We start from the raw sequence: 13,780 nt of genomic DNA, 5'->3' as shown, positions 1-13,780 counted from the left end.
CGGTAATCCTACCGGTTTTTTGTATGATGGAGTTGTTTTATGGAAGAATTAGAAAAAAGAATCTTACGTTATTTACAAACAGAACCAAGGTATAAACATACGATTTCTCATCTCTTGGAATCTTTTGGGATGACCTCTTCAGCGGATTTTATTCGGTTGAATCATGTTTTAGAGAAAATGGAACAAGAATATTTTATTTTCCGCAATGCTCGTAATGAATTTTTAACACAAAGTCAAGCAAAAGTGATAGAAGGACGGTTGTCTGTTAATCGAATGGGCGTTGGTTTTGTGGATATAGAGGACAAGGATTCATATCGAATTGAAGCTCCTGATTTGGCTACGGCCATGAATGGAGATCTTGTTTTGATTCAAGCTCTGAAGATTTTACCTTTTGCAAAAGTCATTGCTATTAAAGAGAGGGCAAAAGATACCGTTGTCGGTACAATTTTTACCAAAGGTAAAAAAGTATATTTGGGATTGGATGATGAGCGACTGAAAGAAAGAAAAGTTCGCTTATCGTATTCTAAGGATTTTCTGCCGATTGATGGTTTAAAAGTAGTTGGTCATATTACACGTTATGGTGATCCTTTGGATGTGACTGTTTTAAAAGTGATTGGTCATAAGGATGATCCGGGAACGGATATTGCTTCTATCTTGGTGGATCATGAAATTCCTTTGGAATTTCCGGAAGAGGTTTTAGAAGAACTTAAATCTATTTCCCAGGAAGTACATCCCTCTCAATTTATTGGAAGAAAGGACTTAAGAAATCAAATATTTGTAACAATTGATGGGGATAGTTCCAAAGATTTTGATGATGCTGTATCGGTTGAAAAGGATGAAAATGGTTACCATTTGTGGGTTTCGATTGCGGATGTATCGAGTTATGTGCAGGAAAATACTGCTTTGGATCAAGAAGCCCAACAACGGTCTTTTTCGACCTATGTGGTGGATCGTGTGGTACCAATGTTGCCACATGAATTATCTAATGGAATTTGTTCTTTAAATCCACAAGTGGATCGGTTGACGTTAACTTGTGAAATGCAGATATCAAAGCAGGGAGAAATTGTTTCATACGATGTGTACCCTTCTGTTATCTGTTCGAAGCGGAGAATGACATATAACAAGGTCAATCAAATCCTCATTGGAAATGAAAGTGTCATTCAAGAATATGCGGATATGGGTAACTTTTTTGAAGTATTGTTAGATTGTGCGGATGCTATTCGTCATCAAAGAGTAGATAAAGGAGCTATTAATTTTGAACATCCAGAAACGGGAATAGACTTGGATGAAAGGGGAAAACCAATCCATATTTATCCAAAACAAAGAGGTGTTGCTGAAGAAATAATCGAGGATTGTATGATAGTAGCCAATGTTTCGGTGGCTAAATATTTAAAGGAGTATGGAATTCCGGGAATTTATCGGGTTCATGAGGAACCTAGTGCTAAACGATTGAAAGAATATCGTCATTTAGCCGAGATATTAGGAAAACCATTTACCCTTAAAACATCAAATGTTCAGCCAAAAGATGTACAACAATTTTTGACTAGTATTCAGGATGAAAACAGTGCTCCTATTTTGAATATGATGATGTTAAGAACTATGCAAAAAGCTCGGTATGATATTCGGGATATTGGCCATTTTGGTTTAGCGGAACAAGATTATTTACATTTCACCTCTCCGATTCGCCGTTATCCGGATTTAATCGTTCATCGTATGCTATGGAAATATATGTTTGGTGAAAATCAGAAGAAAGATAAAGATTGGGATAATCGTCGCAATCGGGAATTTGCGGAACACGCTTCTATCCAAGAAAGAAATTGTAGTGATGCAGAATACGCTTGTTTGGATATGAAGAAAGCGGAATATATGCAAGATCATCTTGGCGAATATTTTGATGGAATCATTACAGGTGTGACTCATTTTGGATTTTTTGTACAGTTAGAAAATACAGTAGAAGGTTTAGTCCAAACACGTTCCATTCCAGGGGATTATTATTTATTTCATGAGGATCGTAGTGAGTTGGTTGGGAAAAGAAACGGGGTTGTATATCGGGTTGGCCAATCGGTAAAAGTTAAAGTGGTTGCAGCGAATAAACAAAAGGGAAATGTGGATTTTGAATTGGTTCTTCCAAGGCAAAAGGGTCAAGATTTTCGTTTGAAAAAGAATTTGGAAAGACATAAAAGGGAAGAAAAATCTTTTTCGTATTGGGATAATCCAAGAGATCGAAAGTTCAAATTTCATTCCTCGCCTCCAAAGCGTAAAAAGGAAAAGCGAGAGTCTTTCGCTAAAAAAAGACGGAAAAAACATTCCGGTCATTGATAAGGAGAAGAAATATGGATTCTATAAAAGTAGTGGCGTTCAATCGTCGTGCTGCACATGATTATTTCTTAGAAGATCGTTTTGAGTGTGGTATGGTGCTGACGGGTACAGAGATTAAATCCATTCGCTTGGGAAAGGTTCAGTTTCAGGATTCTTATATTACCATTCGTAAGGGGGAGGCTTGGGTCAAGATGCTGCATATTTCTCCGTATAAGTATGGCAATATTTTCAATGTGGATGAGACAAGAGACCGCAAGCTGTTATTGCATAAGTTGGAAATTCAACGCTTGGATCAAAAGGTTCGTTTGAAGGGATATACATTGATTCCGGTTCGTATTTATCTAAAAAACGGCAAGGCTAAATTGGAGGTTGCATTGGCTAAGGGTAAAAATCTTCATGATAAACGAGAAAGCCAAAAGGAAAGAGATGCGAAGAGGGAAATGGCGAAAGCTTTAAAGCGCTATTGATTTTCAAAGAAAAGTTACCTATAGTTATCTTATGGGGCTGTCAAGGTTTCGACAGGTTAATGTTTGATTCGGGTGGCAGTGGAGTGATGACCTAATCATCAAACAAATTAAACGCAAATACAAATAGAAGCGCAAGCTTCGCATTCGCTGCTTAATTTAACGCTAGAGGCGTTCGCAGCGCCCTATTGGAAGAGTAGCCGTCTTCTTTCAATAGTGTAAAAAAACGGATACGAGGAATAATAACCTAGCTTATTCCTTCGACAATGAATAGGTAAATTCGAATATATTTTGGTGACTTTAAAAGTATTCGTCTTATGACAAAGTAACTAAACTGTAGAGGCTCGAATGTGGGACTTCTCTTGGACAGGGGTTCGACTCCCCTCAGCTCCACTATATAACATAAAAACCGCTTGAAATGGCGGTTTTTTACATATCTAACTGTAATTAGGTACTATTTTTCGCTTCTTAATAGATGGTTAACCTTGTAATCAAATTTATGCAACTGAGTTTATTGTTATATTTGCATTAAATTTGGATATGTGTGAAAACCAATAGGGAAACCTAATTTCATGTATATTTCATTAACACTAATTGTATGTAGTTTATTATTCAGTTTTTTGCTTCTTTTCAAAATTGAATTATAAAATTTTTTGAAATCGTTGCTTGGTAGAAAACATGCAAAAGTGATAAGGTTACTATATAGATTTTGCTTTGATGAGGTTGCATTGATTCTATATTTATCATGAAGGGCTGGAATGTATGAGATATTTGCTCTGGTGCTAAATGAGAATAAACTTGAATTATGTGCCGTTGTATTTCGTAAAGATAACAGGTTGGCTAGCATTGTATCAAAATTATGAGGAGAAATATTTAAAACAACGCCATCTATGTTTTCAGATAATAATTTGTTAAATGTACCTATGATTTCTGCGCGTTCTTTAAATTTCATAATTTTAAACATTGATACAATATTTCCAAAAGTAAAATGATCAATTAAAACATACATCGAGATATCTTTGTGATCTCGAATATAGTGCTTGACAGAATTCGGCTCTTTCTGCTTTGTTTGCTCATTGATTTTCTTAGAAATCAATGAAATTAGAGTAGAAATGTCTAAAATTGTGCAGGTGTTGAAATTATAACTATCTTTGTCTAAACAAGAAAAAGGTTCTTGGTGATATTTTGAAAAAACATGTGCAATTGTTGATTTCAAATGTTTTTCAATTAATAGTAAATTTTCTAGTATATCTTGTTTAATGGCATTTTCGAATTTATGGATAGCTATAATTTCATCAAAATTCGAACCGTCTTTATACATTTCACTATTTCCCTTATTTTGCAAAAAAGGACGTGCACAACAATTTATAACATTATAGTAGTTGTTGAGCTCTAAATATCTTCTTGCGATTTGTTCATTTGAAATGTTAACATTTCTCGATTTTAGTTTTTCGATTTGCTCATCAACTGAATTGAATTTTTTCATGTCATTCTCCTCTTGTGGATATAAAAGAAAAAGGTCTTCTCAAATGAGTAGACCTTTTCTCGCAAATGGGCTTCACAAGTTTCCACAGCTTTTAAGTAAGCTCATTCTATACATTTAGATTTTTTTTGTCAACTTTTTTAATACTTTTTCAATAGTACTTCTTTGTTATATCTTCTGGGTTCATGTGCCATATTATCACCTTGATGAGCAGAACTAATGTCAATTTTAACGAAATCAACATCAGGTTGACCTTTATTAGCATGTTTAACAATAGTTTTTGCCATTGTTTGTTCTTTGATTTTTCTTATTTCAAGTTTTTTGGTTTTTCTTCTCGTTTACATGTGATTTTGGTATCTTTTTTATACTTACGTATTGGAACAGCATAATGTCTATAAGTAAGATAGATAATAAATAACCAAATGATAATTCCAGTAATATAAGATGGTAGTTTTTCCATGATTCTATTATATGTTGAAAAATCTATAGTTGTTAGCAAAATATAATAGTTTAAAACTTCATGAATATAGTTGGATATATTGGCATGATTGGTCATAGCTTATCACCACTTTTAAGAATCTTCTTTCCACAACTTCGCCCATGATTGTTATAGGCTTTTCAATTACTTCTTGTGGTGTAAATATTTTTATTTCGTGTGCTGGGTTATTTGGAATGAGAGTAAATAAAGTGGATAAAGAATCTAATTTATAAAGTGATTATAGATTTATGACACATATCATAGTGGTTAAATAGGGAAATAGCTTTTAAAATTAACTATTATTTCTTAGTTAGTTGACGCTAACTAGGACCGGTGTTAAAATAAAAACCGACAAAGCTGTCGGTTTTTATTGACCGTAAGAGGAGGGCTATTTTGGAAGACAAAAAGCAAAAAGCTGGTCAAATCAGAAAAAAAGAAATATTAGATGTAGCTAAAAAAGTCTTTTTGAAGAAAGGATTCGCTGATACGGTAATGGAAGATATTATTACCGAAACATCCTTATCTCGAGGAGGTGTCTATTACCATTATAAAAATAAGGTGGAAATATTACATGACTTAATGAAAGAAGGTATAGCATATCGTGTAGATAAGATGAAAGAATTTTTGAAGGATTATTCAGGAGGATTGGATAAAAATGCTATAGCGCAGATCATTGTGGATAAAGTGCTCGATGACAACGAACTGATAAGTGTATATGTCATCTATCTTCAGGCGCAAAAAAATAATGAAGATTTAAAAAAATTATTTCCCATCTTGGTTGAGGAAACCCTAAGTGCTACATATTTAGGAGTTCAAGAGGCAAAAAACAGTGATTACATGTATCTAGCCAACGATTTTTTAATCTTTTTTATGAATACAATTGTTCTAGGATGCGAAATTTTGGATGGAGCAAGGGATAGCTTTGTGAAGAATAGAGAATTTTTTGTTGAAATAGTAAAACTATTTATGGATCGCCACGATGAAGGCAAAATAAAATAATATTGAGGCATAAACTGGTTGATACGAATAAAAAGGAGTGATTGATATGAAAAATGAGAAGTGTCATTGTGATGAAAAGTTTCATCATACTTTGGATAGTAAGGAAGTCAAACAAACGGAAGATTTAATGAAAGAGGTCAAAAGTCTAAATCTGGATGTTCCTGATGAAATTCTGAATCGTATTAAGGATGATATGCAGAAAAGTGAAAAGCAGGCGCAAATCAGTATAGGTGGCTTGAGCAAGGAGCTGATGAATATTGCTCCAGAGTGTAAAGGGTGGATGCGTATTTCCGTTATTCTTGCCTGTGTTGGAGAGCTTTTTAGCTTTGCTACTTATTTCTTCAGTGCTTACGCTGCTAGCTGGCTTATAAAAAGAGCCGGTGGCATTCCGATCGGTTTTGATGAACTTTTGAAATATGCTTTTTTGGCAATGGCTTCATTGTTGCTTTATTTCATATTGACTGGATTCAGTACTATTATTTCTCATAAAACATCTTTTTCTATACTTGCAAGGCTCAGGCAAGCTTTATTTGAAAAACTAAAAGTGATTCCAATGGGATATTTGGTTGATAATCCTGTTGGTAAAATTAAGGTGATTATTATGGAGCGAGTGGCGGATATGGAAGACTGGGTGGCTCATCTTATGCCTGAATTACCAAGTCGGCTTTTACACCCAATACTTTGTGTCATCATTTTATTTTTTGTGGATTGGCGGATAGGTTTATCTATTTTTGCACCATTGCCTATTGTCATTATCGGTATGGCAGCGATGATGTACCAATATCGTGCTAGGATGGCTGTTTGGCTATCCAGCTATGCTAATGTTGCTGACAGAAGTGCAGAATATGTTCGTGGGATTCCAGTCATTAAAGCCTTTGCACAGGATAAGCTTTCTTATGGGAAATTTTCTGATGCCGTGAAATTTTATCATTTTTCTACGATGAAGTGGTGGAAACAAAGTTGGTTAGGTAGAGCCTTAATGACCGCTGCAATGATGACGCCACAGCTGGTGAGTATGCCTTTAGCCTTTTATTTTTACGGACAAGGTCAGATGAGCATGGAAACTTTGTTATTATCACTAATCCTTCCCATTTCTATATTACCGCAGGCTTTTGCCATCATGATGAGCTTTGAACTTTTTCAGATGGCTTCTAGCAACTGGGTACCAATCAAAGAATTGTTGGATATGCCTGTTCAAAAGCGCCCTGATGCTGAAAACAGGGTGGTTATTGACAGTAATAAGGGAATTGAATTTGAAAAAGTAAGTTTTTCTTATCACGATGGCAATGAAGTATTACATAATATTTCCTTTGTAACTAAGCCAGGGGAAGTAACTGCACTTGTAGGCCCTTCTGGAAGCGGAAAGTCGACCATTGCAAAACTTTTAGTAGGCTTTTGGGATCAGTCATCAGGTACAATTTCTCTTGGTGGGGTAGACACAACAGATATTTCATTTAAGCAACTGGCCGAAGAGGTTTCTTTTGTTTCACAAGACAACTTCTTATTTGATGTCAGCATCAGGGATAATATTCGTCTTGGCAAACCGAATGCGACGGAAGAAGAAATCGTTGCTGCGGCCAAAGCTGCTCATTGTCATGAGTTTATTATGGCACTGCCGGATGGATACAATACCAAAGCAGGCGAGGCAGGTGGTGCAATGTCGGGTGGTGAACGCCAACGTATAACACTTGCTAGGGCTATTTTAAAACCCGCTTCCACCATTGTTTTAGATGAAGCAACCGCTTATGCTGACCCGGAAAATGAAGCTCTTATTCAAGAAGCAATATCTCATCTTGTAAAGGGAAAAAATCTTGTGATAGTCGCACATAGACTGAATACAATCAAGCAAGCTCATCAAATTATCTTAATGGATAAAGGCCAAATTGTAGCAAAAGGAAGACATGATGAATTAATGAAAGAGCCACTGTATGCAAGACTTTGGAAACAATATTTAGGGGAGGAATAAGGTATGAAGTTTATTAAATTATCGTTTAAATTAGCTGGCCAGTATAAAAATCGTCTTAAAGCTGGAATATTCTTTATTTTTCTACAGAACGCTTCTGTCTTATTTGGTTTTTTTGCCCTCTTTCTTTCATTTAGCTGGATGAAAGAAACGACCAAAGCTCATATTTGGATGATTTTTGGAGTGTTGTTTGCGTCTTTCTTGTTTAATTTTCTAACAGGTTGGGCAAAAAGTAGTCTTAGTGATGGAGTCTTTTTTGGCATTTTTAAGGATTACCGACTGATAGTTGGTGAAAAATTAAAAAAAGCCCCTATGGGTTATTTTGCTGAGCAGAGTCTTTCAAGAATCATGGCAGCATTTACTAATGTTATGAAAAGTCTTGAAAACTACTCTTCGATGAGTATTGATTTTGCGATTTCTGGTGCTTCAATATCTTTTTTCCTCTTAGTTGGGATGTTTGGTGTCAATATTAAAATTGGCTTTTTGACGCTGATTTGCTTAGCTCTGATTTGGTTTTGTGTATTTCTTATGGTCAATCAGTCTAAGAAAGAGGTTACTCGAGAACATGCCGCAATTACCAAGGTGAGTGATGCTCTTATTGATAGTATTTGTGGTATTCCTGTGTTGCGTAGCTTTCCATTGGCTGATGCAGGAGTGGTGGAAGAAGTTCATTCTAAATTGAAAAATTCTTCTGAGGAACTTCGGCGTGCGCAAATTCATTTTGAGGTGGTCTTTGTCGCTTATTCAAGAATTTTTATAACTGTTATCAACCTTTCCAGCTTACTTGTTACATTACTTTCTTGTTATCTTTATACCAAAGGAGAGGTTTTATTACCACAAGCACTGACGGTTTCGGCAGCTGGTTTTATGATTTTCGGTGGTTTGAAGCAGCTTGAAAATGCGGCTATCTTGATGGTGAAAAATCCTGCTAATATGCAGTATTTAGATGAGGTTTTGGATATTCCTGAAATAAATGATGGTACTTTAGAAGTCATAGCAAATCAAAATATTGTTTTTGATCAGGTAAATTTTAGTTATGATAAAAGTAATCCGGTTTTAAAAGATATATCGTTTACTATTCCTCAAGGCTCAAGAACGGCTATAGTAGGGCCTTCAGGATCCGGAAAAACAACGATTATCAATTTATTATCCCGTTTTTATGATATTGATAGTGGTGCTATTCGATTAGGAGGTAAGGATATACGAGAATACAAGGTTGAAAAATTGCTTAAAAATCTTTCTCTTGTTTTTCAAGATGTGTATCTTTTCCAAGATACGATAGAGAATAATATTCGCTTTGCTAATCCACAGGCAAGTCATGAAGAAGTGGTGGCAGCTGCTAAAAAGGCACATTGTCATAATTTCATTATGGCGCTTCCGGATGGCTATAATACCATGGTTGGTGAGGGTGGAAGTTCACTTTCTGGCGGTGAAAAGCAACGGGTTTCTATTGCTAGAGCCTTGCTTAAAAATGCACCAATTATTCTTTTAGATGAAGCAACCAGTTCAGTTGATCCTGAAAATGAATATGAAATTTTGGCGGCTATTGAAGAGCTGTCTAAAGGACATACCGTGATTTCTATTGCTCATAGGCTTTCTACTGTAAGAAAAGCAGACCAAATCTTAGTGATTGATGGTGGTAAATTGGTACAAGAGGGGAAGCATAGTGATTTGATAAAGGAAGAAGGTATTTATTCATCTTTCATCAACGCACGTGAACGAGCGGCTAATTGGAAATTATAGAGTAACGAATGCTTTCTGAAAAAAAGGTGGCTTTCTTAACTTTAGTTTTTAAGAGCTTTTCAAAAATATTCAGATGATGTTTAGAGCAACTAAAAGTTTGTTTTTGGTTGCTTTTTTGATATGAAAATGTCAAAAAATAAAATTTGCAGAGAATATAGAATTGAAAAGGGTGGGGAAAGCGAAGGTATAGACTCATAGAGGAACGGATTATTTTTACGATATAAAAAGTATATCAATATATTTTTTGCTTAAAATGCTCTCGTTTCACTTAAAACTAAAAAAGTGGCTATTTCCATACTTTTGGGATATTATTTGCACTAATTTATGAAGCTTTTAAATGGCTGAATTAAGATTGACATCACCTTATATTGTTCATGATTAGATCGGGAGTGGTTTTTAAATATTTATTCTTTACAAGCATTGGTCAAGCTATACAATTCAATTCACCTTGTGGATTCTATATGCTTTAACTCCTTGGTAGGATTAGTCATCAAGGAAATCCTACGGATGAGTTAATCTCTTTGAAGTTTAGCAGAAAATTTAAACGATAGAGAACAAAGATAGATATTTTGAAGTATCTTATTATACAATAGGTAATAAAGAGGTGAATTTATGTTTCCAGAATCAAAAAACATGTCGATACTTTCGGCTGCCCTATATATCTTAATTGGTACTTTGATGACTTTCTTTCCGGGTATGAGTGCACAGTTGTTATCTATTAGTGTGGGGGCTATATTTACGGTTATTGGTATTATTTTGTTAACAACTTACTTTGTATTAGATGTTCATAAAATTTTATATCGAAATGATTTTGCGTTTGGTATTTTATCCATCTTGGCTGGTTTAGTTATCATTATTCAAAAAGACTTGATTTTGAGTTTAATCCCTATTTTACTGGGCTTAGTCATTATGGCAAGCGGGCTAATGAAACTTCAAAGAGCTGTTGTTGCACAAAGGATCCAATCCAATCAAGCGATGACTTATTTGGTTTTGTCAGTAGTGGCTTTGATCCTTGGGTTAGTGATTATTTTTCTATTAGCTGGGCACCAATCTCGGCAGGTGTTATTTATAGTTATCGGTATTGGGTTGATTTATGCGGGTATATCAGACTTGTTTGCGATTTTCTTTTTGGAAAGTTCTTATAAAAAAGCGATTGAGAGGATAGATCATTCAACTCCTGTTGAAAAAATAAAAGAAAGTGAGGAAAAAAATGTATAATGATTGGTTTAAAATCGGATCAGTGACGGTTCATGGCTATGGTGTTATGATTGCCGTGGGAATTTTAGCGGCCTTTTGGATGGCGGAAAGATTAGCGAAGCGATTTCATTTAGAAACGAATAAAATAGATAATCTAATTTTCTTATGTGTGATTGTTGGATTTGTTGGAGCAAAGGGTTTGTTTATTTTAACGGATTTAAAAGGATTTATGGCAAATCCAATTGCGACTTTGGGTTCACAAGGATTTGTGGTGTATGGAGGAATTCTTTCCGGTGCGTTGGCGGGTTATTTATATTGTCGTCATTATCATTTAGATTTTTTAACTTATTTTCATGTATTAGCTCCCTGTATTGCCTTAGCTCAAGGATTTGGTCGAATTGGCTGCTTTTTGGCAGGATGTTGTTATGGAATACCGACAGATGCTTGGTATGGGGTAACGTTTCCGGCAGGTTCTTTAGGACCTGGTGCTGGAATTAAAGTCATTCCGACGGAATTGATTTCTTCCTTAGGAAATTTCATTATTTTTGGCGTTTTATACTATGTATTAACTAAGTCAAAAGAATCAAATAAGACAGGTGCTTGGTATTTGATTTTATATGGTTTTGGTCGTTTCTTGGTTGAATTTATTCGAGGTGACTTGATTCGCGGTATGGTTGGTTTCTTATCCACTTCTCAATTTATTAGTTTATTTGTTGTGGCAGGTGGAGTTGGTTTACTAATGCTTGAAAATAAACGAAAGGTGGTGATTGGATGAAAGTTGGGATTGCAGGAGATCATAGCGCTGTAGAATTGAAACAAGAATTGATGAATCATTTGATTCAAAAAGGGTATGAGGTGATAAATTATGGAACCGATTCAACAGAATCAGTGGATTATCCGGCCTATGGAGAAACTTTAAGCAGAGAGATTATGAGCGGTAAAGTGGAAAGAGGTATTGCTATTTGTGGAACCGGTATTGGGATCGGGATTGCTTGTAATAAAGTGCCTGGTATTCGTTGTTGTACCTGTAGTGAACCTTATTCAGCTATGTTGGCTCGGAAACATAATGATGCCCAAGTTATTTCAATTGGTGCTAGGGTTGTTGGTTCTGAATTAGCAAAGATGATCGTAGACATTTTCTTAGAAACGGAGTTTGAAGGTGGTCGTCACCAAAGAAGAGTGAATTTATTAAATCATATTGGTTAGAAAATAGGTGTTATTTTTGAGAATAGAAAAGCCAAGATCATTGATCTTGGCTTTCATCTGTTTGAGGCTGTTCTTGCTCGGATTCACCATTTAGGATATTCATGAATTCATCTCCTGTGATGGTTTCTTTTTCATAGAGGAATTGAGCTAGTTTATCGAGATCTTGCTTATGTTCAGTTAATAGAGATTTCGCTAATTCATGTTGTTTTTTAACAAGGGCTACCACTTTTTTATCAATTTCAGCGGCTGTTGCATCGGAACAAGCCATGGATGTGTCACCACCTAAATACTTGTTTTGAACCGATTCCATAGCAACCATATCGAAATCGGACATACCATAACGAGTAATCATTGCCCTAGCCAATTGAGTAGCTCGCTCGATATCATTAGAAGCTCCGGTTGTAATAGAACCAAAAGTCACTTCTTCAGCAGCACGACCGCCAGTTAGGATCGCAATTTTTGCTTCCAGCTCTTCTTTGGTATATAAAGGATGATTTCCTTCTTCGACTTGCATAGTATAACCAAGTGCTCCAGAAGTACGAGGAATAATAGTAATCTTTTGAACAGGTGCGCTGTGAGTTTGCAAGGCAGCTACAAGGGCATGTCCTATTTCGTGGTAAGAGACGACCATTTTTTCTTTATCGGTCAAAATCGAATTTTTCTTTTGATAGCCTGCAAAGACGACCTCAATGCTTTCCTCTAAGTCCCTTTGACTAACAGCTTGACGGTGTTCTCGAACTGCCCGTAAAGCAGCTTCATTGATGATATTTGCCAATTCAGCACCTGATGCACCAGAGGCAATACGAGCAATCATGTTATAGTCAATATCTGGTTCGGTTTTTACTTTCTTAGCGTGAACTTTCAAGATTTCTTCACGACCTTGTAAATCAGGTAGTTCAACCGGCACTCGGCGGTCAAAACGACCTGGGCGAAGAAGAGCCGGATCTAAGTTTTCAGGACGGTTGGTTGCTGCTAAGATTACAATACCATTGTTTTCTTCAAAGCCATCCATTTCCGTCAGTAACTGGTTTAGAGTTTGTTCTCGTTCATCATTGCCACCCATATGACCGGCAGTACGTTTTCCACCAACTGCATCAATTTCATCAATGAAGACAATACAAGGTGCTTTTTCTTTTGCTTTTTTAAATAAGTCACGAACTTTGGAAGCTCCCATACCAACAAACATTTCGATGAATTCGGAACCGGAAATAGAAATAAATGGCACATTGGATTCACCAGCTACTGCTTTGGCTAGCATCGTTTTACCAGTTCCGGGAGGACCGACTAAAAGAATTCCTTTCGGCATGGTTGCCCCAATGGATTTATATTGGTTTGGATCATGTAAATAATTAACAATTTCTTGTAGATTTTCTTTTGCTTCATCTTCACCCGCTACGTCTTTAAACCGAATATCTTCTTTAGATTTTTCATGCACACGAGCATTTGATTTGCCAAAATTAAACATACCACCCATACCTCCAAAGGAGGAGTCGGAACCGTTTCTTGCAGCATTCCTCATTAACATACGAATTAAGAAAGTCGCCCCTAGAATTGGGAAAATCCAAGCAATCAAAATATCTAACCAAGTATTACTTGGTTCTTTAATGGTGGAAGAAAAATCGACTTTATGGTCATAAAGACGCTTGGTCAATTGAGGGTCATTGACGATACCTGTCTTATAAATGGTTTTATCGTTATGTACTTCGTAGTAGATTTGGTTTTGTTCAACACGAACTTTTTTGACTTGATTGTTATTGGTTTTTTCAATGAAAGTTGTGTAAGATGTTTCTTTAATGTTTTGTTGCTGAACAAGTGGCCGCAAGATTAAATTCAAAGAAATTAATACGAGCATGACCAATGAATAGTAATACAGCAACGGTTTTCGTTGTTTATGATTGTTAGAATTCATATTCATATTGTCACCTCTT

Annotated in this window: 11 protein-coding genes and 1 other RNA gene; 9 read left to right on the top strand and 3 right to left on the bottom strand. The window is 35.8% G+C overall.

From position 1 onward, the window contains the following. Positions 1-39: 39 nt before the first annotated feature. From rnr to ssrA, 3 genes are all read left to right on the top strand, one after another. Positions 40-2,319 carry a ribonuclease R gene (gene rnr / locus HMPREF9013_RS01070; protein ID WP_006626518.1) on the top strand — a complete coding sequence of 760 codons (2,280 nt, stop codon included), beginning with the start codon at positions 40-42 and terminating at the stop codon, positions 2,317-2,319. Positions 2,320-2,333: 14 nt separating this feature from the next. Then, the gene (gene smpB / locus HMPREF9013_RS01065) at positions 2,334-2,786 is read left to right on the top strand and encodes an SsrA-binding protein SmpB (protein ID WP_006626517.1); all 453 of its coding nucleotides are present in this window, start codon (positions 2,334-2,336) and stop codon (positions 2,784-2,786) included. A 33-nt stretch (positions 2,787-2,819) separates the two neighbouring features. Beyond that, positions 2,820-3,179, top strand: a transfer-messenger RNA (tmRNA) gene (gene ssrA / locus HMPREF9013_RS07320). A gap of 121 nt (positions 3,180-3,300) precedes the next feature. Here ssrA and HMPREF9013_RS01060 read toward each other — a convergent pair. Beyond that, positions 3,301-4,269, bottom strand: a complete 969-nt coding sequence (locus tag HMPREF9013_RS01060; RefSeq protein ID WP_006626516.1) for an Abi family protein — start codon at positions 4,267-4,269, stop codon at positions 3,301-3,303. A gap of 137 nt (positions 4,270-4,406) precedes the next feature. Beyond that, a complete protein-coding gene (locus HMPREF9013_RS07525; RefSeq protein ID WP_006626515.1) occupies positions 4,407-4,553 on the bottom strand; it encodes a hypothetical protein in 147 nt (48 codons plus the stop codon). A 584-nt stretch (positions 4,554-5,137) separates the two neighbouring features. Here HMPREF9013_RS07525 and HMPREF9013_RS01050 point away from each other — a divergent pair. The 6 genes from HMPREF9013_RS01050 to rpiB all read left to right on the top strand — a co-directional run bounded on the left by HMPREF9013_RS01050 (position 5,138) and on the right by rpiB (position 11,852). Next, entirely contained in the window at positions 5,138-5,743 is a 606-nt protein-coding gene (locus HMPREF9013_RS01050; protein WP_006626514.1) for a TetR/AcrR family transcriptional regulator, read from the top strand. 46 nt (positions 5,744-5,789) lie between these two features. Beyond that, the gene (locus tag HMPREF9013_RS01045; RefSeq protein ID WP_006626513.1) at positions 5,790-7,709 is read left to right on the top strand and encodes an ABC transporter ATP-binding protein; all 1,920 of its coding nucleotides are present in this window, start codon (positions 5,790-5,792) and stop codon (positions 7,707-7,709) included. A gap of 3 nt (positions 7,710-7,712) precedes the next feature. Then, entirely contained in the window at positions 7,713-9,449 is a 1,737-nt protein-coding gene (locus HMPREF9013_RS01040) for an ABC transporter ATP-binding protein (RefSeq protein WP_006626512.1), read from the top strand. A 612-nt stretch (positions 9,450-10,061) separates the two neighbouring features. Continuing rightward, positions 10,062-10,667 (top strand): DUF308 domain-containing protein, encoded by a 606-nt coding sequence (locus tag HMPREF9013_RS01035; protein WP_006626511.1) that lies wholly within the window; start codon positions 10,062-10,064, stop codon positions 10,665-10,667. Next, on the top strand, positions 10,660-11,421 hold the full coding sequence (locus HMPREF9013_RS01030) for a prolipoprotein diacylglyceryl transferase (RefSeq protein WP_006626510.1): 762 nt from the start codon (positions 10,660-10,662) through the stop codon (positions 11,419-11,421). The genes HMPREF9013_RS01035 and HMPREF9013_RS01030 overlap by 8 nt, the downstream gene beginning before the upstream one ends. Next, positions 11,418-11,852: a ribose 5-phosphate isomerase B gene (gene rpiB, locus HMPREF9013_RS01025; RefSeq protein ID WP_006626509.1), complete on the top strand. Its 435-nt coding sequence runs from the start codon at positions 11,418-11,420 to the stop codon at positions 11,850-11,852. The genes HMPREF9013_RS01030 and rpiB overlap by 4 nt, the downstream gene beginning before the upstream one ends. Positions 11,853-11,889: 37 nt before the next feature. Here rpiB and ftsH read toward each other — a convergent pair whose 3' ends face one another. Next, positions 11,890-13,767, bottom strand: coding sequence for an ATP-dependent zinc metalloprotease FtsH (ftsH, locus tag HMPREF9013_RS01020; RefSeq protein WP_006626508.1), 1,878 nt, complete (start codon positions 13,765-13,767; stop codon positions 11,890-11,892). Between the last annotated feature and the right edge of the window lie 13 nt (positions 13,768-13,780).

Origin of the sequence: Bulleidia extructa W1219 (assembly GCF_000177375.1) — a bacterium.
Classification (GTDB): Bacteria; Bacillota_I; Bacilli_A; order Erysipelotrichales; family Erysipelotrichaceae; genus Bulleidia; species Bulleidia extructa.
This window is presented reverse-complemented; position numbering and strand designations above follow the sequence as displayed.

Bases quoted from the DNA above. Each gene is read 5' to 3' on its own strand.
- HMPREF9013_RS01040 (WP_006626512.1), top strand. From the start codon at position 7,713: ATGAAGTTTATTAAATTATCGTTTAAATTAGCTGGCCAGTATAAAAAT.
- HMPREF9013_RS07525 (WP_006626515.1), bottom strand. From the start codon at position 4,553: ATGGCAAAAACTATTGTTAAACATGCTAATAAAGGTCAACCTGATGTT.
- rnr (WP_006626518.1), top strand. From the start codon at position 40: ATGGAAGAATTAGAAAAAAGAATCTTACGTTATTTACAAACAGAACCA.
- HMPREF9013_RS01060 (WP_006626516.1), bottom strand. From the start codon at position 4,269: ATGAAAAAATTCAATTCAGTTGATGAGCAAATCGAAAAACTAAAATCG.
- smpB (WP_006626517.1), top strand. From the start codon at position 2,334: ATGGATTCTATAAAAGTAGTGGCGTTCAATCGTCGTGCTGCACATGAT.
- ftsH (WP_006626508.1), bottom strand. From the start codon at position 13,767: ATGAATATGAATTCTAACAATCATAAACAACGAAAACCGTTGCTGTAT.
- HMPREF9013_RS01035 (WP_006626511.1), top strand. From the start codon at position 10,062: ATGTTTCCAGAATCAAAAAACATGTCGATACTTTCGGCTGCCCTATAT.
- HMPREF9013_RS01030 (WP_006626510.1), top strand. From the start codon at position 10,660: ATGTATAATGATTGGTTTAAAATCGGATCAGTGACGGTTCATGGCTAT.
- rpiB (WP_006626509.1), top strand. From the start codon at position 11,418: ATGAAAGTTGGGATTGCAGGAGATCATAGCGCTGTAGAATTGAAACAA.
- HMPREF9013_RS01045 (WP_006626513.1), top strand. From the start codon at position 5,790: ATGAAAAATGAGAAGTGTCATTGTGATGAAAAGTTTCATCATACTTTG.